A 17,866-nucleotide genomic window follows, 5' to 3' on the forward strand; every position below is an offset into this window, starting at 1 on the left:
TTACCCGTCATGAAAACCATATTGTCGGCGACATGAGCGGCGATCATCTGCCACCGTGACACGACAAACGCTTTCGACTATCGCTTTGCCCATGACATTGCCTACCGATCCCGCCGCGAATCTTGCCGCCCTGATCCGCTGCCCGTCCGTGACGCCCGCCGAGGGTGGCGCGCTTGCCGCGCTGCAAGATATGCTGAAGCCGCTCGGCTTTTCGGTCGAGCGTCCAATCTTCTCGGAAGACGGCACGCCGGACATCGAAAATCTCTATGCGCGGCGCTCAGGCAACGGCCCGCATCTGATGTTTGCCGGCCATACCGATGTGGTGCCGGTGGGCGACGAGGCGGCCTGGACGCATCCGCCCTTCTCCGCCGAAATCGCCAATGGCGAGATGTACGGCCGCGGCGCCGTCGACATGAAGGGCGGCATCGCCTGCTTTATCGCCGCGGTTGCGCGCCATGTCGCGCAGAATGGCGGCCCGAAAGGCTCGGTGTCGCTGCTGATCACCGGCGACGAGGAAGGTCCGGCCATCAACGGCACCACCAAGCTGCTCGACTGGGCAGCGGCCAAGGGCGAGAAGTGGGACGCCTCGATCGTCGGCGAGCCGACCAATCCCGATGCGCTCGGCGACATGATCAAGATAGGCCGGCGCGGCTCGCTGTCGGGCAGCGTGACCGTCAACGGACGCCAGGGCCATGCCGCCTATCCGCAGCTTGCCGACAATCCGGTGCGTGGCCTGATGAGCCTGGTCGACGCGCTGCTCCATCCGGTGTTCGACAAGGGCACGAAGGATTTCCAGCCGACCAACCTCGAAGTGACGTCGATCGATGTCGGCAATGCGGCGACCAACGTTATCCCGGCGAAGGCGACAGCCATTTTCAACATCCGCTTCAACGACACCTGGGACGCCGAATCGGTCCAGGCCGAGATCCACAACCGGCTCGACCAGGCCGCTGGGCGCAAGAAATACCGGCCGGGCAAGAAGGCGCCGGTCGACTACGAGCTTGTCTGGCGCGACCGGCCGAGCCATGTCTTCCTCACCCGCGACGACAAGCTGATCGATACGCTGAGCGGTTCGGTCAAGGCGGTGGTCGGCAAGAGGCCGGCGCTCTCCACCTCCGGCGGCACTTCGGACGCGCGCTTCATCAAGGATTATTGCCCGGTGGTCGAGTTCGGGCTGGTCGGCAAGACCATGCATATGGTGGACGAGCGCGTCGCGCTTGCCGACCTCGAGACGCTGACGCAAATCTACGAACGCTTTATCGAAGACTGGTTCGGACAAGGCCTTTCGTGACCATGCTTTCGTCAGACGAAACCTATGCTTCGCTGGCCGGTGCCTGGCGCCTGATGTTCGGCAAGGCTGATGGCCTGCGCCTGCTCGACCTTTCGGCCGACGGTTTCTGGAATTCCTTCTTTGCCATCGTCGTGGCGGCGCCGGCGCTGATCGTCGGCTGGGTCGGGATAGCCAATGAGGTCGGCGACCCCGATGCCTTCGCTGGGCGCCTCGTCATGCTGGTAAGGCTGGCGACCGTCGATATCGGCTCCTGGGTGCTGCCGCTGGTCGTGCTTGCGCTGGTGGCGCCGCGCGCCGGCATCGGCGGCCGCTTCGTCCACTATGTCGTCGCGTCCAACTGGGCGTCGGCAATCATCGCCTGGCTGATGCTGCCCTCGGCGCTGCTCAGGCTGCTCCTGCCTTCCGCCAGCGAGGTCAGCAGCCTGGTGTCGCTGGCGCTGTTCGCCCTGTCGATGGTGCTGACCTGGCGCATGACCAACACAACCATCGGCAAAGGCGCCGCGGTGGGCACGGCCGTGTTCATCGGCATGTTCGTTGCCTCGCTGCTGGTCCTGTTCGGCCTGCAGGCGCTGCTCGGCATCGACATACCGGACGGCACGACGGGTTGATCCTGCCCGACACCGAAAGATGCATCTTCAGCCGGCGGAGCAAGCCGCCTTCATCGATCAACTCGTCCGCTCGGATACCTATGCGACCAGCAGCGAAGTCATTCCGCGCTGGGCTTCGCGCCCTTCAGGAGCGCGACGCCGCGGTGGAGCGCTGGCTCCGCGAGGAAGTCGCACCGACCTATGATGCGTTGAAGACAAACCCTGGCAAAGTCATTTCGCCTGCGGAAATGGCCCAACGGGCGCGCAAGCGACATGAGACCCACTCGCAGAAGAAACCGTGAGGCGCCTGATCGAGACCGCGTTCAGACGCCTTCCGGGTAATCCACCCCGACAAGAAGCAACCCGTCCGGCGGCGCTACCTGGCCGCAGGCGGCGCGGTCGCGCGCTTCGAGCGCCGCCTTGAGATCGGCGGCGCTCCAGGAGCCGTCGCCGACGCGCTTCAGCGAGCCGACCATCGAGCGAACCTGGTTGTGCAGAAAAGAGCGCGCCGAGCTGCGCAGCTCGATGAAGTCTCCATCGCGGCTGACGTCGAGGCGATCAAGCGTGCGGACCGGGCTTTCGGCCTGGCACTGGGTTGAGCGGAAGGTGGTGAAGTCATGCTTTCCGAGCAGCACCTTGGCAGCCTCATGCATGGCCTCGGCGTCGAGCCGCTTCGGCACCCACCAGACCTTGCCCTTTTCCAGCGCCGCCGGCGCCCGGCGGTTGAGGATGCGATAAAGATAATGCCGGCCGGTGGCGGAAAACCGCGCGTCGAAACCGTCGGCGACGACGGCAGCCTTCAGAATGGCGACACGCGTGCCGGCCGCATGCAGATGCGCGTTGACGGCGTCGCGCACCTTGTCGCCCGACCACGCTTTGGCCAGGTCGACATGGGCGACCTGCGCGGTGGCGTGCACGCCGGCATCGGTGCGGCCGGCGGCACGTATTCTTACCTCTTCGCCGCAGAACTTCTCGATCGCCTGCTCGATCGCCTGCTGCACCGAGGGCTGGTCGGCCTGATGCTGCCAGCCGGCGAATTGGCTGCCGTCATATTCGATATCGAGCCGAAAACGCGGCATGTCCTGCGGCGCTTGCCGCTCGCCTAGGCGGCTAAAGCGGTAAAGGCGGAAGCGTAGACCAGCCTGCCGGTCTCGGGCGCGTCGCCCCAGGCCAGCGCCTGCAGCGCCTCGCCCTGATACTCGCTCTCGAATCCTGCGGCGCGCGCATGGGCGTACCCGAAGCGGCCGTAATAGACCGGATCGCCCAGCACCACGGCCAGCATCTCGCCGGCTTCCTTGAGGCGGACATGCGCCTCGCGGATCAGCGCGCCGCCGATGCCGGTGCCGTGGAACGACGGCTCGACCGCCAGCGGCGCCAGCGCGACGGCGGCGAACTGCTTGGTGCCGTTCTGAACGAACAGTCGCGAAAAAAGAATATGGCCGACGACCTGCCCGTCTTCCTCTGCAACCAGCTCGACGACGGCATCGCCGCCAGTGACAAGCGCGTCGACCAGGCCGGCTTCTGCCTGCTGGCCAAAGGCATGTTCTTCGACGAGGCGGATCGCCTCGCGATCCCGCGGCGTCGCCGCGCGTATCGACATCATGCTCATGTGAGTTTCGTTCCTTTTTCGATCTTGGCTCCGCGCAAAAACTCCTGCGCAGTGGCAGGCTTTCCGCCCGCCCGTTGAACTTCGACCAGCCTGACCGCGCCTGTCCCGCAGGCGACCGTCAGCCGGTCATCGAGAATTCCTCCCGACTCGCCGACGCCATCCGAGAGCGTCGAACGAAGCAGTTTCAGCCGCTCCATGCGGCCGCCAATGTCGACCTCGCACCACGCGCCCGGAAAGGGCGAGAGGCCGCGAATGTGATTGTGGACTTCGCCAGAAGGCCGCGTCCAGTCTACGCGTGTCTCCGATTTATCGATCTTTCGGGCGTAGGTCACCCCTGCCGTTGCCTGTTGGGTAAATGTCAGACAATTTATCCCCAACTGCGCGAGCGCCTCAACCATCAGCGAGGCGCCTTGAATCATCAGTCGGTCATGCAATTCGCCGGCTGTCATGTCGGGCGCGATGGCGACTTTTTCAACCATTGCCACCGGCCCGGTGTCCAGACCCTCTTCCATCTTCATGACCATCATGCCGGTCTCGCTATCGCCGGCCATGATGGCGCGCTGGATCGGAGCAGCACCACGCCAGCGTGGCAAAAGCGAGGCATGGCCGTTGAGGCAGCCCAGCCTTGGCGCGTCCAGAACGGCTTTCGGCAGCAGCAGGCCGTAGGCGACGACCACCGCGACATCGGCCTGCAAGGCGGCAAAAGCCTGCTGCTCGGCCTCGCTTTTCAGCGACGTCGGCGTCCGAACGTCGAGCGCCAGCCGCTCGGCCTCGCGCTGCACCGGCGAGGGCGTCAGCTCCAGCCCGCGCCGGCCGGCGGCGCGCGGCGGCTGGGTGTAGACGGCCGCGATCTCATGGCCGGCCTCGGCGATGGCGCGCAAGGTCGGCACGGAAAAATCCGGCGTGCCCATGAAGATGACGCGAAGCGGCATGACGGATGTGCTCCTTTTCCTACCGCCCGCTTTGGCGCTTGCTTTCGCGAATCTCGATCAATCGTCGAAATCGCGGCCGAAATCGCGCTTCCTCTGAGCCTCGATCTCATTCATCATATCGGCAAATTCGTCGCTGATCGCGTCTTCAGACACAAATGCGCTGCGGATCGCATCCCATGTGGAGACTTGTGGCTTTGGGCCAGGTTCAGGAATGTTGCTGATCGGGGTGTCGCCCATCGAAACCTTCGACTGATATCATGATCCAGGGTTCTTTCAGGCGCGGAAAGGCGTCGCCTAGCCCACTATCTTGCCCGGCGCCTTGTCCTTGGCGAGCTTCTTGAACTTCCGCACCACCATGTCGCGCTTGAGCTTCGAGATGTGGTCGATAAACAAAACGCCGTTGAGATGGTCTATCTCGTGCTGCAGGCAGGTGGCCATCAGGCCTTCCGCCTGCATCTCCTGCAGCTTGCCGTCGCGGTCGAGATACTTCACCCGCACCGAAGCCGGGCGCTCGACCTCGGCGTAATAGTCGGGGATCGACAGGCAGCCTTCCTCATAGACGGACCGCTGGTCGGAACTTTCGAGCACTTCCGGATTGATGAAGACATGCGGCTGAGGCTCCTCGCCTTCCTTGGCAAGGTCTATGACCAGCAGCCGCCGCGGCTCGCCGACCTGGATCGCCGCGAGGCCGATGCCCGGCGCGTCATACATGGTCTCCAGCATGTCGTCGGCGAGCTTGCGCAAATCGGCATCGACGCGCTCGACCGGCTTGGAAACCTGGCGCAGGACGGGATCGGGAAGGATGATGAGCGGCTTGATCGACATGGCGTCTCACCTAAGACCTCGCTTGAAAAGCGTCAACCGGGGCATCTTTGACCTGTTCACGTTTTGATCTGTGCCAGGAGGCCGAATCGGTTATGCTGCCCAAATGAACGACATGACCTCCGTCCTTTCCGAGCCCATCGCGCGGCTTGGCGCCACGACCGTGACGCTTGGCCAGGCGCTGGCTTTCGGCGCGATCCTTCTGCTTGCGCTGTCTGTGGCGCTCGTCGTCGCCTTGTGGCGCGCGGCCGGGGCACGCGCGGCGGCGGCTGCCGAAGCCGCCGACCATGCCCGCGATGCCGAGGCGAGGATGGCCGACATCATGCAGGCGCAGGCCGAGATGCAGGGGCGCATGGGGGCGATCGCCGAGGTGTTCGGGGCGCGGCAGGCCGAGCTCACCCAGTCGCTTGGACAACGGCTTGACGCCATGACCGGGCGCCTCGGCCAGACCATGGCCGAGCAGACCAGGTCGACGCATGAGAGCCTGGCCAAGCTGCAGGAGCGGCTGGCGGTGATCGACACCGCGCAAGGCAATATCCAGTCCTTGGCCGGCCAGGTCGTGCAGCTGCAGGCTATCCTCTCCAACAAGCAGACGCGTGGCGCCTTCGGCCAGTCGCGGATGGAAGCGATCGTCGCCGACGGCCTGCCGCACGGCGCCTACGAGTTCCAGGCCAGTCTCTCCAACGGCAGCCGGCCCGATTGCCTGGTGCGGATGCCCAACGGCGCGCCGTCACTCGCCATCGACGCCAAGTTTCCGCTGGAGGCGTGGAACGCCATCCGCGCGGCCGAGGGCGAGACCATGCAGAAGGTGGCGGCCCAGGCTTTCCGTCGCGACATCGAGGTGCATATCCGCGATATCGCCGAAAAATACCTGATCCAGGGCGAGACACAGGACACCGCCTTCATGTTCGTGCCGTCGGAATCGGTGTTCGCCGAGATCCATGAGAATTTCGAGGCGGTGGTGCAGAAGGCGCATCGCGCCCGCGTCGTCATCGTCTCGCCCTCGCTGCTGATGCTGTCGATCCAGGTGATCCAGGCGATCCTCAAGGACGCGCGCATGCGCGAGCAGGCGCATCTGATCCAGGGCGAGGTCATCCGCCTGATGGAGGATGTGGCGCGGGTCGACGAGCGGGTACGTCGGCTGCAGACACATTTCGGCCAGGCGGCGCGCGACATCGACGACATCCTGGTGTCGACGTCGAAGGTGACCAAGCGCGGCCAGAAGATCGAGGCGCTGGAATTCGCGGAAGGCGAGACCGAGGCCGCGCGAAGCGCAGCGCCAAAGGCCGACGCCGGCGCGCGGGTGGCGGACTCCAAGACGGGACAGCTCAGGCTGCGCGTCGTCGAGGGCGACGAGTAGTCGCTCGACGCCAACGTTGGAACGATCGATTCTTCCTTCGATGGCGAGGTCGCATTCCTTGGAGATTAGCTGGAACGCCGATCACTTCGTCATTCCAAGGCGGGGCAAGGAGCGAAGCGACGCGCGCAGACCCTGGAATGCATGCCATGAAGCTAACGCATTTGAGACGGCTAGGAATTTTGCTCCGCCGAGCCCCTCACATCGGTCACGGCATGGATCTTCGGGTCATGCCCGAGGATGACGAAGGCGCGAAACAGTCAGCCAATCGCCGAGGCTTCCGCCAGCGGGCCGATCCGACATGCTACTGCTCCTCGATGGTCGTCATGCCTTCGAATTCCGGCAGCCAGTGCAACGCCGAGCGGTGCCAGACCTGTTTTTTCGGGACGAGTTCCTCGCGCTGACGCGCCGTGCCGACCCTGATGCCGTAGATTTTCGGGCCGTCTCCCACCGACGTCGCGTAAAGATGCGATCCGCACTCGCCGCAAAAGCCCTGCGCCCGCCTGGCGCCGCTCGACCCGGTCTTGATATAGACCTTCGGCGCGCCGCGGGTAATACGGTAGTCGCTTTCCGGCGCCGGAACCGTCACGCGAAAAGCTGTGCCGGTCAGCTGCTGGCAGTCGGTGCAGTGGCAGATCGAGGTCTTTTCCGGATCGACCTCCGCCTCATAGGCGATCGCGCCGCAATGGCATCCGCCGTCGATCTTCATAGGCCTTCCTCCTGACAAGTTCGCGCTGTCAAAATCTATCCCTCCTCCGAGGCCTCGGCCATGGCCTTGCGCCGCCGCTCCCATGTGCCAGTTGCCTGCGGCTTGACGAAGAGCCTCGATATTTGCGGCATTTCCTTCTTGAGCCTGGCTTCCAGGCGCTCGACGCAGGCCTCGATATCGGGCGCGCTGAGATGATCCTCGAATTCGATGCTCAAGCCCGCGACGATTTCCTCCGGCCCGATATGGACGCTCAGGATTCCGTTCGCGCGCTGCACCGCCGGATCGTCCTGGACGATCGCCAGCACCTTCTTCTGCACTTCGGATGAGGCAGGTTCGCCCAGCAGCAGCCCTTTGCTCTCGCGCGCCAGGAAGATGGCGGTCGCGCCGAGGATGATGGCGATGCCGATCGAGCCGAGGCCGTCGAGCTCGGGGATTTCCAGAAGCTGGGCCGACAGGATGCCGGCGAAAGCGACTGCCAGCCCGAGCAGCGCGGCGCTGTCCTCGAACAGCACCGTATAGACGCTGGGATCCTTGCTCGATTGCACGGCCTGCAGCCAGCCCTGCTTGCCCTTCTGCTGCCGGAACTCCTTCAGCGCTAACAGCCATGAGCTGCCTTCGAAGACGAAGGAAAGGGCAAGCACGATGTAGTTGACCTTGGCGTCGACGAACGGCTCGGGCGCCATGATGTGGATGACGCCTTCATAGAATGAGACGCCGGCGCCGAGCGCGAACACCAGAAGCGCCACGATAAAGCTCCAGAAATAGAGCTCGCGTCCGTGGCCGAGCGGATGGGTGCGGTCGGGCGGCCGTGCGGCGCGGCGCATGCCGTGGAGGAGCAGCGCGCCGTTGCCGGTGTCGACCAGCGAATGCACGCCTTCTGACAGCATGGCGGACGAACCGGTGAGGGCGGCCGCCGCGAATTTGGTCGCCGCGATCGCCAAATTGCCGGCGAGCGCGGCGTAGATCACCCGTCTCGACCCGCTATGTCCTGCCATCCGATCTCCGAGCTGCCCCGCGCCCGAGCCTAGCGGCCCGCCTCACAGACAATGCACCAGCCCCTGCGAGGTTTCGAACCGCGCTGTGCCCGGAAATCGGTTGACAGCCGGTCGACCGGCTTCGCAAAGCGGCACAGCCTCTTGCAGCCGGGCATTTCTCTTGTTTCACTCGCACGTCCACAATCGGAGGAGCGAATCATGGCTAAAGGTGCGATGAAGGCGGGCAAGGAAGCCCGCAAGCCGAAGAAGGACGCCAAGAAGCCCGCCGCGGCCCCGGCTCCGAAGGCGCCGCCGGTCAAGGCGTTGCGTATCAAGGAAAAGTAAGCGGCCGAATTCGGTCGACCCGGCTCAATGCTGACTTTGAACCGGCGGCATGACAATGCTGCCGGTGTTTTGTTGATCGAGGCTACGCCATATCAAAGGGCGAGACGACCTCGCTTCCCCGAAAATCGGCCGGGACGACCCGCCGCCAAGCATCTCAGGCGATGCTGGAACGACGGAGTATCTTCGATGTCCTGGATTTTTCTTTTCTTCGCCGGCCTGTTCGAGATCGGCTGGGCCATCGGCCTCAAATATACCGCCGGCTTCTCCAAGCCGCTGCCGACCCTTCTCACCATTGCCTCGATGATAGTCAGCCTCGGCCTGCTCGGGCTGGCGCTGAAGACGCTGCCTGTCGGCACGGCCTATGCGGTGTGGACCGGCATCGGCACCGTCGGCACGGCGCTGCTCGGCATCTGGCTGCTCGGCGAGCCGGCGACGATCGTCCGGCTCGCCTGTATCGGCCTGATCGTCTGCGGCATCGTCGGGCTGAAACTGGTCGCCTAGTTCGCTATCCGTAGCACAAACGCGTTCAGGGCCGCTTTCGGCGACCCTGACTTAATTTCCAACGAATCCAAACCTAGCGGGCGGAGAAGCCCGGAGGCGTACGGCCGACACGTGCCTTGCGCGCGGCGTAGCGTGCGTCACGCTTGGCCTTGCGCGCGGCCTCATCGGCAAGCTCGAAAGCGATGCGCTCGGATTCCTCGGCCTCGCGGCGCTTGGCCTCTTCGGCCGCCGCCGCTTCCGCCGCGAGACGCGCCGCTTCGGCAATCGCCTCGCGCTCGGCCTTCTCGGCCGCTTCGCGTGCCAGCTTTTCCTGCTTCAGCCTTGCCTTTTCCGCCTCGCGGATGGCGCGGGCCTCAAGGATCGCCTTGCGTTCGGCCTGGCGAGCCAGCACTGTCGGATCATCCGCCGCCGGCTTTGCCTTGAAGCGCTCGAGCAGCGCCTTCTTTGCCTCGTTCGCGGCATTGCGCCGCTCGAAAATGTCTTTTTCCCTGTAGATAGCCAAGTGTACTTCCCTGCAGTCTATTCGCGACGCTTACATACGCGTGAAAGCGGTAAGTTCAAGCGCCAAAACGGTATGGCAGCCATGAAAAATCCGGGCTTGTTGCCGCAGGGATACGGCCCGGCAGCGCGATTCACTGTTCACAGATCGCGCGTCTGGCGGGCAGAACGGCGGATGGTTACCTCTAGCGCCGACAACAAATGCCGACATGGACATTGAGGACGCAACCAGATGGAACTCGGTCTCTACACTTTCGCCGATGTCAGCCCGGAGCCGGGCCCCGGCGCGATCGGCCCGCATGAGCGGCTGCGCGACCTCGTCGAGGAAATCGAGCTGGCCGACCAGGTCGGCCTCGACGTGTTCGGCCTCGGCGAGCATCACCGTCCAGACTATGCCGCCTCGGCGCCGGTGGTGGCGCTGGCCGCGGCGGCCGAGCGCACGAAGCGCATCCGTCTGACCAGCGCGGTCACGGTGCTTTCCTCCGACGATCCGGTGCGCGTCTTCCAGCAATTCGCGACGCTTGACCTTCTGTCCGGCGGCCGCGCCGAGATCATGGCCGGACGCGGCTCCTTCATCGAATCCTTCCCGCTGTTCGGCTACAATCTCGAGGACTATGACGAGCTGTTCGCCGAGAAGCTCGACCTCTTGCTCGCTATCCGCGACCAGGTGACAGTGACGTGGCAGGGCAAGCTGCGCGCGCCGATCAACGGCCGCGGCGTCTATCCGCGTCCGTTGCAGGAAAAGCTGCCGGTCTGGATCGCCATCGGCGGTACGCCGCAATCCGCCGCGCGCGCCGGCGTGCTCGGCCTGCCGCTGGCGCTGGCCATCATCGGCGGCGAGCCGGCGCGTTTCGCGCCGTTGTTCGATATCTATCGCGAGGCGGCGCGGCGCGGTGGCAACGATCCGGCCAGCCTCGCCACCAGCATCAACGTGCACGGCTTCATCGCCGAGACGACCGAACAGGCGGCCGACGATTTCTACGGACCGCAGGCCGAGGTGATGAACCGCATCGGCCGCGAGCGCGGCTGGGGCCCGACCTCGCGCGCGCATTTCGATCACGCGCGGGGTCCCAGTGGGGCCCTCTTCGTCGGCAATCCTGAGGCCGTGGCGGAAAAGATCGTCGCCCAGCACAAGATCTTCGGCAACGACCGCTTCCTGCTGCAGATGGCGATCGGCACCATGCCGCACGCCAAGATCATGAAGGCAATCGAGCTTTACGGCACCAGGGTGGCACCGGTCGTGCGCAAGGAGACGGCCAAAACCGCGCCCGCCGTCGCGGCGCCGGTCGATTGAGCGGCAGTCGACGCCGGTCTCCAGATGCTAGGCCGCTGGATGCCCGGCGCCGACGGCCATCATTTCGGCATGAAGCGCCTCAGTTGCCTCGTCGGCCGGGAACATGCACTCGACACGCAGTTCCTGGGCAGCGACGGTTTGCGGCGTCCCGACCGTGGTGACCATCGAAAAGTAGTTGAGAACCCTGCCTTCCCTGACGAACCCCAGCGGAATGACTGGCGTGAAGCCCAGTGCCACCGGGTTTTTCCATTCGTTTTCAACATCCGGATAGGCGAGCAATTCCGCCAGCAGGGCCTTCGTCTTCTCGTCGACAACGCGGCCGATGGATTCGCGATAGACACGCTCGAACAAGCTCCTGGCGACATCGGGCCAATTGGCGATGAACGGACGCATGCCTTGCGGATCGAACATCAGATGCAACATGTTGCGCGGTCCCTGGCGGGCGGACATGTCGATGAAGCAGCCGAAGAAGCGCGGCGCGGATTCATTGGCCATGAGCACGTTCCAGTAGCGATCCATCACGACTGCTGGAAAGGGCTCGTGCTGCCGCAGGATGCGCGTCAGGGCGTCGGTAACGCTTTTCATTTCCACCGAATCCCACGCGCTTTCGGAAAACATCGGCGCATAGCCCGCGGCGAGCAGCAATGTGTTACGCTCGCGTAAAGGCACATCGAGCCCCCGGGCGATAGCCATCAGGGTTTCGCGGTTGGGCACGCTGCGTCCGTTTTCGATGAAGCTGATCTGTCGTTGGGAGATGCCGGTATCAAGCGACAGATCGAGCTGGCTTGTGCCGCGCAAATCGCGCCAGTGGCGCAAGAGCACACCCAGATCGGGCGTCATGCCTGTCCTGATATTCGACGGGTTCATGGTGAGCAATCCTCGGGCACCGCCGCTGCGATACGCTTCAATCCGGCTCAAGTTTTGGCGGCGCAAGGATCGTGCCGATCCATGCGCCGCCAATCACGCTGAAGTGCGTCGCGCTCCAGGTCTCGGTTTTTATGCGGGTCAGGCTGCCACCGCGAGCGGAGACCATGCCTGCGCCCGGAAGCGCTCCTCGATCGGCGTACCGGCCATGTTGGTCGTGGTTGCCGCCATGGTCGAAACGCCGACGCCGGTCACCACCTCCAGAACTTGGGCTTTCGAGTAACCCGCCGCGGTGAACGCATCGATGTCGGCATCGGTGACGTTTCCCTTTTTTTCGATCAACGTCTTCGTCAACGCCGAGAGCGCCGCGTATTTCGGGTTGGCTGGCAGCCTGCCCTTTCGGATCGCTTGGACTTCGCCCTCGTCGATGCCGTCTTCGATGGCGAATGTCGAATGCGCGGCAACGGTCCAGGGGCACTTGATCGTCACCGCATTGGTAAGCAGCAGGACCTGCTTTTCGATTTCATCGAAGCTGCCGCCGTGAAAACTGCCGAAGGTGGCGACGAATCCGTTGAGAAGCACCGGACTGTTGGCCATAGTCGCCATGACGTTCGGAAGAAAGCCGAACTTCTCTTCCAACGCCTTGAGCGCAGGCCTGGATTTTTCGGGTGCCGAGCCGATCGTCTGGAGGTTGAACCTTTGCATTGTAACGTCCTCTTGCAAAATCGGATGTGATCGCGCGGACGAAGTCGTCGCCGCGCCAGCCTTCTGCTCTGTCGTCGCAAAAGCCTGCCCCGTATTAGGCCTGGCCGGCGCAGCGGCTCAATTACACGTCATGTAATAGCGCGACCGCATGTGCGATGCCGCGGACAGCCGGCTCATGGAACCTTGCCCGGAACTCCCGCGTTTCGCCCAAAAGCCTGCCATGCATTCATTGTTTGGGTGGTGGGCTTGCAAGGGGAACCGATGAAAGCCGAGCCGATCGTTTCGGGCGCGAGCGTTGCCGAAAGCCCTGATCCGCGTGCCAGCGCCCGGGCGGACATGCGCTTGACGCGGTCGCTGGTGATCGGGATCTTCATTCTGATGACGGCGGCGGCGCTGTACTTCGCGCGCGCCTTCTTCATGCCGGTGATACTCGCCTTCCTGCTGGCGCTGACGCTGACGCCGATCGTGCGTTTGCTGCGCAAGCACGGCATCCCTGAGGTTGTCTCGGCGACGCTGCTGGTGCTGCTTTCGATCTTCGTCTTCGCCGCCGCAGGCTATCTGCTCAGCGGTCCGGTCATCGACCTCATCAACAACAGCTATTCGATCGGTCAGCAGCTCACAGAGCGGCTGGCCCCGTTCAAGCGGCCGCTCGAACGAATGATGGACCTCGCACATCAGTTGGAGGCGCTGACGGAGACGTCTCAGGAACCCGGCCTTCAGCAGGTCGCGGTAGCGCCTTCCGGCATCCTGTCCACGGCGGCCAGCAACATCCTGGAAGCAGGCACCGCGATCACCATCGTGTTCGTGCTGTCGCTGTTCCTGCTCGCCTCCGGCACGCTGTTCTACGAGAAGATCGTCCAATCCTTCGCCAGCATGACGCAGAAGAAGCGGGCGCTGCGCATCGTCTATGACGTTGAGCGCGAGATTTCGCACTATCTGCTCACGGTCTCCATCATCAATGTAAGTCTCGGGACGGTGATCGGGCTGGGCTTGTGGGGGCTCGGCATGCCCAACCCGCTCGTCTGGGGGGCGATGGCGGCATTGCTGAATTTCTTGCCCTATGTCGGCGCGCTGATGACGGTCGTGATTGTCGCCGTCATCGCGCTGATCAGCTTCGACACGATCGCCTATGCGCTCTTGGCGCCGGCCTTCGTGGTGCTGTGCGACATCATCGAAGGCCAGTTCGTGACGCCGACGGTGGTCGGGCGGCGCCTTGAGATCAATGCGGTGGCGATCTTCATCGCCATCGCCTTCTGGTCCTGGCTGTGGGGCTTCGTCGGCGCGCTGATGGCGGTGCCGTTGCTGGTCGTCATCAAGGTCTTCTGCGACCATTTCGAGGGCCTGAGCCATGTCGGCAACTTCCTGGCGGCGCAGCAGTCCATGGCCATCGAGGAAGAGTCGGCCGAAAACAATCACAAACCGGCCTAAAGCACGTCGCGCTGAAATGGATTTCAGACGTCGCGCTCCAGGGGCCTTGTTTCGTCGTTGTCCCAGAACCGCTGCGCACTTCCGGGCGACATGCATTGGCATGTGGCCCAATCGCAAAGCGTGGCCGTTATTTGCAGCGTTGGCGGGCAGTGCCTATATCGGGCCGGTCAAGCCGGACCTGCCCCTGAATGAGCGACTTCGATCTCGATGGCTATTTCGCCCGCATCGGCTATGACGGGCCGACCGACGTTTCGCTCGCCACGCTGCAGGCGCTGCACGCAACTCACCCGCAGGCGATCCCGTTCGAGAACATCGACGCCTTGATGGGCGTTTCCGTCGGGCTCGACATCGCCTCGCTGCAGGACAAGATTCTTGGCCAGGGCCGCGGCGGCTATTGCTTCGAGCACAATCTCATCTTCATGCATGCGCTGAAGGCGCTCGGCTTCACGACCAGCGGGCTGGCGGCGCGCGTGTTGTGGGGCCAGCCTGACGATGCCGTCACCGCGCGCAGCCATATGCTGCTGCGCGTCGAGCTCGGCGGCCGCACCTATATTGCCGATGTCGGCTTCGGCGGCCTGACGCTGACGGCGCCGCTGCTGCTTGAGCCCGGGCTGGTGCAGCAGACACCGCACGAGGCCTTCCGCATCGTCGAGACCGGCGACGATCTTCGCCTGCAAGCAGGCATTGGCAGCGATTGGCGCACGCTCTACCGCTTCGACATGAGCCAGGCCTATGAGGTCGACTACCTGGTCGGCAGCCATTTCCTGTCGACCCATCCGAGCTCGCATTTCCTGACCACGCTGGTGGCCGCGCTCGCCTTGCCCGACCGGCGCTATGCGCTGCGCAACAACCGGCTGTCGACACATCATGCCGGCGGTAGCAGCGAGCAGCGCGAGATCGCGACCGCCGCTGAGCTCGCCGGCGTGCTGGAGAACCAGCTCGCCATCGTCATTCCCGACCCAGCCGCCTTCGAGGCGAGGCTGCGGGAAAAACGCATCGTGGAGACCTGACCAATGACGGCCCTTTCGGTTCTCGACCTGTCGCCGATCACGCAAGGCAGCACCGCCTCGCAGTCGCTTGCCAATTCGCTCGACCTTGCCCGCCATGCCGAGCGGCTGGGCTACCGGCGCTACTGGCTGGCCGAGCACCACAACATGCCGGGCATTGCGAGCGCGGCGACGTCCGTCGTGATCGCGCATGTTGCCGGCGGGACGAAGTCGATCCGCGTCGGCGCCGGCGGCATCATGCTGCCCAACCATGCGCCGCTGGTGATCGCCGAGCAGTTCGGCACGCTGGCCGCACTTTTCCCCGGCCGCATCGATCTCGGCCTCGGCCGCGCGCCGGGCACCGACATGCTGACCGCGCGGGCGCTGCGGCGGAATCTCGAAAGCGCCGACAATTTCCCGCAGGACGTCGTCGAGCTGATGGGCTATTTCCAGCCGGCCGAGGAAGGCCAGCGCATCCGCGCCGTGCCCGGCGAGGGCCAGAGCGTGCCGGTCTGGATCCTCGGCTCCAGCCTCTATGGCGCGCAGCTCGCAGCCCTTCTCGGCCTGCCTTACGCCTTCGCCTCGCATTTCGCCCCGGCCGAGCTCGATCATGCGCTGGAGGTCTATCGCACGCGCTTCCAGCCGTCGGCGCAACTCGACAAGCCTTATGTCATGCTCGGCCTCAATGTCTTCGCCGCGCCGTCGGACGCCGAGGCGAAGCTTCTGTTCAGCTCGCTGCAGCAGGCCTTCGTCAATCTGCGCAGCGGCCGGCCCGGCCAATTGCCGCCGCCGGTCGAGAATTACGACCGCGACCTCGACCCTGCGGCGAAAACCATGCTTGCCCAGGCGCTGTCCTGCGCCGTCGTCGGCTCGCCGGAGACGGTGCGCCAAGGCATCGACGCCTTCATAAGCCGCACCGGCGCCGATGAATTGATGGTGACGGCGCAGTGCTTCGACCATGCGGCGCGCGTGCGCTCCTTCGAGATCCTCGCTGACGTGCACAAATCGATGTCGAAGGCGGCCTGACGGCGCCATGGCTTCTGACATACCCATCTGTTAAGGGCAGGCTCCCCGCCAACGCGCGAGCCTGCACATGACCCATGATCTCGACGACCGCATGCATTTTGCCATCGACCTGGCGCGGCGCGCCGGCGAGCTGGGGCTGAAATATTTTCGCGACCTCGACAACCTGGCCGTCGAGAGCAAGGGCCACCAGGACCTGGTTTCCGAGGCCGACCGCGAGGTCGAGCTGTTCATCCGCGCCGCGATCGCCGAGGCCTATCCGCAAGACGGCATCGTCGGCGAGGAGCACGCGGCGGTGACCGGAACAACCGGTCATGTCTGGGTGATCGACCCGATCGACGGCACCGCCAATTTCGTGCGCGGGATTCCCGCCTGGTGCGTGGTGATCGCCTGTGCCAGGGATGGCGAGACGATCGTCGGCGTTATCCACGAACCTTCGACCGACGAAACGTTCTACGCCCGCCGCGGCGGCGGCGCCTTCCTTAACGGTAAGCCGATCAAGGCCAGCAATGCGGCGTCGCTTTCCGACGGCGCCGTCGGCACCGGGCTCTCCAACCGCGCCTCGACCACGAATGTCGTCATTCTCATCGGCCTGATCATGGGCGAGGGCGGCGTCTTCTACCGCAATGCTTCCGGAGCGCTCATGCTTGCCTATGCGGCGGCCGGCCGGCTGCTCGGCTATCTCGAGGAGCACATGAACGCCTGGGATTGCCTGGCCGGCATGCTGCTGGTCGAAGAGGCCGGCGGCACGGTGCTGAAAGCGGACCCCAAGACGGTGATCGGCAAAGGCACCCGTGTGGTCGCCGGCGGCCGGGGCATCTTTCCGAGGCTGCAGCTGCTAGGCGAGAGCTCCTTCGGATTTACGCGCTGACGCTCTGCGCGAGCGCGCCCAGCGGCCGGCAGGAATTGCGGATCATCAGCCGGCCCTTCAGCACGAGCTTCCGCGGCGGCGCCTCCCTGTTGCCGGCCAGCCGGTCGAGCAGGAGGTTCGCCGCCTGCTCGCCGATCGCCTGCACCGGCTGCGCCACGGTGGTCAGCTGCGGCACGAACACGTCCGACCAGGGAAAATCGTCGAAGCAGGCGACCGAAATGTCTTCGGGGCAGCTGAGGCCGATGTCGCGGATCGCCTTCATGGTGCCGATCACCATCGGATTGTTGGCCGAGAAGATCGCGCTTGGCCGGTCGTGCAGCGAAAGCAGCTGCATTGTGGCGTTATAGCCGTCGATCTCGTGGAAATTGCCGGAGCGTATGAGCTCCTCCGCCACTGGCAGGCCGGCAACCTGCAGCGCCTCGCGGTAGCCGATCATGCGGTCATGCATGGGGGATATGTCGGAGGCGCCGGTGATATAGCCGATGCGGCGATGGCCGAGATGGATCAGATAGGTGACGGCGTCGAACACGGCGCGCTCGTTGTCCAGCACCACCGCATCGGTGTCGACGCCTTCGCAGAGGCGGTCGAGCAGCACCACCGGCACGTTGGCGTCCCCGACGATGCCCTTCAGGATGCCGCCGTCGCCGACGCGCGCTACGATCAGCCCGTCGACCATGCGGTCGAGCAGCAGCCGGATCTGGTCGTCCTGCGTGTTCAGGTCCTCGTCCGTGCAGCACAGCATCACGGCATAGCCGGCGCGGTCGAACGCCTGCTGGATGACCGAAACGACATCGGTGAAGAACGGGTTGGTGATATGCGGCACGGTCAGGCCGATGGTCCGCGTGGTGCCCATCTTGAGGCTGCGGGCAATGGCGTTGCGCTTGTAGCCGATGTCGCGGATCGCCTGCTCGATGCGCTGGGTAAGCTCCGGACTGACGGTGGCGGTGCCGTTGAGCACTGCCGATACGGTGGCCACGGACACACGCGCCGCCTCAGCCACATGCAGCATGGTCGGCGCCGTGGATTTCCGCTGTTTTTTCCGCCCTGACACCGTCATTTTCGAAACGTTT

The 17,866-nt window shown here is 64.4% G+C and carries 20 protein-coding genes and 2 pseudogenes; 11 read left to right on the forward strand and 11 right to left on the reverse strand.

Translation table 11 applies throughout. The annotated features are described in order from the left end of the window. Window positions 1-91: 91 nt before the first annotated feature. The 3 genes and pseudogenes from dapE (at window position 92) to LB520_RS17015 (ending at window position 2,180) form a co-directional block, all read left to right on the forward strand. Window positions 92-1,291, forward strand: coding sequence for a succinyl-diaminopimelate desuccinylase (dapE, locus tag LB520_RS17005; protein ID WP_224638246.1), 1,200 nt, complete (start codon window positions 92-94; stop codon window positions 1,289-1,291). Window positions 1,292-1,293: 2 nt separating this feature from the next. Next, entirely contained in the window at window positions 1,294-1,899 is a 606-nt protein-coding gene (locus LB520_RS17010; RefSeq protein WP_224638282.1) for a transporter, read from the forward strand. A gap of 19 nt (window positions 1,900-1,918) precedes the next feature. Next, a pseudogene (locus LB520_RS17015) lies at window positions 1,919-2,180 on the forward strand (type II toxin-antitoxin system ParD family antitoxin). A gap of 21 nt (window positions 2,181-2,201) precedes the next feature. On the opposite strand, the gene truA reads toward LB520_RS17015, so the two are convergent. The 5 genes and pseudogenes from truA to def all read right to left on the reverse strand — a co-directional run bounded on the left by truA (window position 2,202) and on the right by def (window position 5,244). Continuing rightward, window positions 2,202-2,957 (reverse strand): tRNA pseudouridine(38-40) synthase TruA, encoded by a 756-nt coding sequence (gene truA, locus LB520_RS17020; protein WP_224638247.1) that lies wholly within the window; start codon window positions 2,955-2,957, stop codon window positions 2,202-2,204. 23 nt (window positions 2,958-2,980) lie between these two features. Beyond that, window positions 2,981-3,487, reverse strand: coding sequence for a GNAT family N-acetyltransferase (locus tag LB520_RS17025; RefSeq protein ID WP_095769476.1), 507 nt, complete (start codon window positions 3,485-3,487; stop codon window positions 2,981-2,983). Continuing rightward, window positions 3,484-4,419, reverse strand: a complete 936-nt coding sequence (gene fmt / locus LB520_RS17030) for a methionyl-tRNA formyltransferase (protein ID WP_224638248.1) — start codon at window positions 4,417-4,419, stop codon at window positions 3,484-3,486. Before fmt ends, LB520_RS17025 begins: the two co-directional genes overlap by 4 nt. A 57-nt stretch (window positions 4,420-4,476) precedes the next feature. Further along, window positions 4,477-4,605 (reverse strand): annotated as a pseudogene (locus LB520_RS17035) (plasmid stabilization protein); the annotation flags it as partial. Window positions 4,606-4,713: 108 nt separating this feature from the next. Next, window positions 4,714-5,244, reverse strand: a complete 531-nt coding sequence (gene def, locus LB520_RS17040) for a peptide deformylase (protein ID WP_224638249.1) — start codon at window positions 5,242-5,244, stop codon at window positions 4,714-4,716. Window positions 5,245-5,347: 103 nt separating this feature from the next. Here def and LB520_RS17045 point away from each other — a divergent pair, with 103 nt between their 5' ends. Further along, entirely contained in the window at window positions 5,348-6,601 is a 1,254-nt protein-coding gene (locus LB520_RS17045) for a DNA recombination protein RmuC (RefSeq protein ID WP_224638250.1), read from the forward strand. A 301-nt stretch (window positions 6,602-6,902) separates the two neighbouring features. Here the strand turns inward: LB520_RS17045 and LB520_RS17050 are convergent, their stop codons facing one another. Continuing rightward, a complete protein-coding gene (locus LB520_RS17050; protein WP_224609050.1) occupies window positions 6,903-7,307 on the reverse strand; it encodes a GFA family protein in 405 nt (134 codons plus the stop codon). A 35-nt stretch (window positions 7,308-7,342) separates the two neighbouring features. Next, entirely contained in the window at window positions 7,343-8,302 is a 960-nt protein-coding gene (locus LB520_RS17055; protein ID WP_095769471.1) for a cation diffusion facilitator family transporter, read from the reverse strand. A 198-nt stretch (window positions 8,303-8,500) separates the two neighbouring features. Between LB520_RS17055 and LB520_RS29150 the strand changes: the two genes are divergently transcribed. Beyond that, on the forward strand, window positions 8,501-8,626 hold the full coding sequence (locus LB520_RS29150) for a hypothetical protein (protein WP_095769470.1): 126 nt from the start codon (window positions 8,501-8,503) through the stop codon (window positions 8,624-8,626). 186 nt (window positions 8,627-8,812) lie between these two features. Then, window positions 8,813-9,127, forward strand: coding sequence for a quaternary ammonium compound efflux SMR transporter SugE (sugE, locus tag LB520_RS17060; RefSeq protein ID WP_095769469.1), 315 nt, complete (start codon window positions 8,813-8,815; stop codon window positions 9,125-9,127). 73 nt (window positions 9,128-9,200) lie between these two features. Here the strand turns inward: sugE and LB520_RS17065 are convergent, their stop codons facing one another. Next, entirely contained in the window at window positions 9,201-9,629 is a 429-nt protein-coding gene (locus tag LB520_RS17065) for a DUF6481 family protein (RefSeq protein ID WP_095769468.1), read from the reverse strand. A 228-nt stretch (window positions 9,630-9,857) separates the two neighbouring features. Between LB520_RS17065 and LB520_RS17070 the strand changes: the two genes are divergently transcribed. Continuing rightward, window positions 9,858-10,919 carry an LLM class flavin-dependent oxidoreductase gene (locus tag LB520_RS17070; protein ID WP_224638251.1) on the forward strand — a complete coding sequence of 354 codons (1,062 nt, stop codon included), beginning with the start codon at window positions 9,858-9,860 and terminating at the stop codon, window positions 10,917-10,919. A gap of 27 nt (window positions 10,920-10,946) precedes the next feature. Here LB520_RS17070 and LB520_RS17075 read toward each other — a convergent pair whose 3' ends face one another. Together LB520_RS17075 and LB520_RS17080 are read right to left on the reverse strand one after the other, a co-directional pair. Further along, a complete protein-coding gene (locus LB520_RS17075) occupies window positions 10,947-11,786 on the reverse strand; it encodes a helix-turn-helix domain-containing protein (protein ID WP_224638252.1) in 840 nt (279 codons plus the stop codon). Window positions 11,787-11,924: 138 nt separating this feature from the next. After that, entirely contained in the window at window positions 11,925-12,488 is a 564-nt protein-coding gene (locus LB520_RS17080; RefSeq protein WP_095769461.1) for a carboxymuconolactone decarboxylase family protein, read from the reverse strand. A 261-nt stretch (window positions 12,489-12,749) separates the two neighbouring features. Between LB520_RS17080 and LB520_RS17085 the strand changes: the two genes are divergently transcribed. From LB520_RS17085 to LB520_RS17100, 4 genes are all read left to right on the forward strand, one after another. Further along, a complete protein-coding gene (locus LB520_RS17085; RefSeq protein WP_224638253.1) occupies window positions 12,750-13,916 on the forward strand; it encodes an AI-2E family transporter in 1,167 nt (388 codons plus the stop codon). A gap of 188 nt (window positions 13,917-14,104) precedes the next feature. Further along, on the forward strand, window positions 14,105-14,926 hold the full coding sequence (locus LB520_RS17090; RefSeq protein ID WP_224638254.1) for an arylamine N-acetyltransferase family protein: 822 nt from the start codon (window positions 14,105-14,107) through the stop codon (window positions 14,924-14,926). Window positions 14,927-14,929: 3 nt separating this feature from the next. Next, on the forward strand, window positions 14,930-15,928 hold the full coding sequence (locus tag LB520_RS17095; protein WP_224548866.1) for an LLM class flavin-dependent oxidoreductase: 999 nt from the start codon (window positions 14,930-14,932) through the stop codon (window positions 15,926-15,928). Window positions 15,929-15,995: 67 nt separating this feature from the next. Further along, window positions 15,996-16,796, forward strand: a complete 801-nt coding sequence (locus tag LB520_RS17100) for an inositol monophosphatase family protein (protein ID WP_140845309.1) — start codon at window positions 15,996-15,998, stop codon at window positions 16,794-16,796. Here LB520_RS17100 and LB520_RS17105 read toward each other — a convergent pair. Continuing rightward, entirely contained in the window at window positions 16,786-17,805 is a 1,020-nt protein-coding gene (locus LB520_RS17105) for a LacI family DNA-binding transcriptional regulator (protein WP_224638255.1), read from the reverse strand. The two genes, LB520_RS17100 and LB520_RS17105, sit on opposite strands and share 11 nt — an antisense overlap. Window positions 17,806-17,866 lie beyond the last annotated feature (61 nt).

Source organism: Mesorhizobium sp. CA12 (assembly GCF_020165255.1).
Taxonomy (GTDB): Bacteria; Pseudomonadota; Alphaproteobacteria; order Rhizobiales; family Rhizobiaceae; genus Mesorhizobium.

Coding starts and splice junctions, on each gene's coding strand:
- dapE (WP_224638246.1), top strand. CDS start 92: ATGACATTGCCTACCGATCCCGCCGCGAATCTTGCCGCCCTGATCCGC.
- LB520_RS17010 (WP_224638282.1), top strand. CDS start 1,294: ATGCTTTCGTCAGACGAAACCTATGCTTCGCTGGCCGGTGCCTGGCGC.
- truA (WP_224638247.1), bottom strand. CDS start 2,957: ATGCCGCGTTTTCGGCTCGATATCGAATATGACGGCAGCCAATTCGCC.
- LB520_RS17025 (WP_095769476.1), bottom strand. CDS start 3,487: ATGAGCATGATGTCGATACGCGCGGCGACGCCGCGGGATCGCGAGGCG.
- fmt (WP_224638248.1), bottom strand. CDS start 4,419: ATGCCGCTTCGCGTCATCTTCATGGGCACGCCGGATTTTTCCGTGCCG.
- def (WP_224638249.1), bottom strand. CDS start 5,244: ATGTCGATCAAGCCGCTCATCATCCTTCCCGATCCCGTCCTGCGCCAG.
- LB520_RS17045 (WP_224638250.1), top strand. CDS start 5,348: ATGAACGACATGACCTCCGTCCTTTCCGAGCCCATCGCGCGGCTTGGC.
- LB520_RS17050 (WP_224609050.1), bottom strand. CDS start 7,307: ATGAAGATCGACGGCGGATGCCATTGCGGCGCGATCGCCTATGAGGCG.
- LB520_RS17055 (WP_095769471.1), bottom strand. CDS start 8,302: ATGGCAGGACATAGCGGGTCGAGACGGGTGATCTACGCCGCGCTCGCC.
- LB520_RS29150 (WP_095769470.1), top strand. CDS start 8,501: ATGGCTAAAGGTGCGATGAAGGCGGGCAAGGAAGCCCGCAAGCCGAAG.
- sugE (WP_095769469.1), top strand. CDS start 8,813: ATGTCCTGGATTTTTCTTTTCTTCGCCGGCCTGTTCGAGATCGGCTGG.
- LB520_RS17070 (WP_224638251.1), top strand. CDS start 9,858: ATGGAACTCGGTCTCTACACTTTCGCCGATGTCAGCCCGGAGCCGGGC.
- LB520_RS17075 (WP_224638252.1), bottom strand. CDS start 11,786: ATGAACCCGTCGAATATCAGGACAGGCATGACGCCCGATCTGGGTGTG.
- LB520_RS17080 (WP_095769461.1), bottom strand. CDS start 12,488: ATGCAAAGGTTCAACCTCCAGACGATCGGCTCGGCACCCGAAAAATCC.
- LB520_RS17085 (WP_224638253.1), top strand. CDS start 12,750: ATGAAAGCCGAGCCGATCGTTTCGGGCGCGAGCGTTGCCGAAAGCCCT.
- LB520_RS17090 (WP_224638254.1), top strand. CDS start 14,105: ATGAGCGACTTCGATCTCGATGGCTATTTCGCCCGCATCGGCTATGAC.
- LB520_RS17095 (WP_224548866.1), top strand. CDS start 14,930: ATGACGGCCCTTTCGGTTCTCGACCTGTCGCCGATCACGCAAGGCAGC.
- LB520_RS17100 (WP_140845309.1), top strand. CDS start 15,996: ATGACCCATGATCTCGACGACCGCATGCATTTTGCCATCGACCTGGCG.
- LB520_RS17105 (WP_224638255.1), bottom strand. CDS start 17,805: ATGCTGCATGTGGCTGAGGCGGCGCGTGTGTCCGTGGCCACCGTATCG.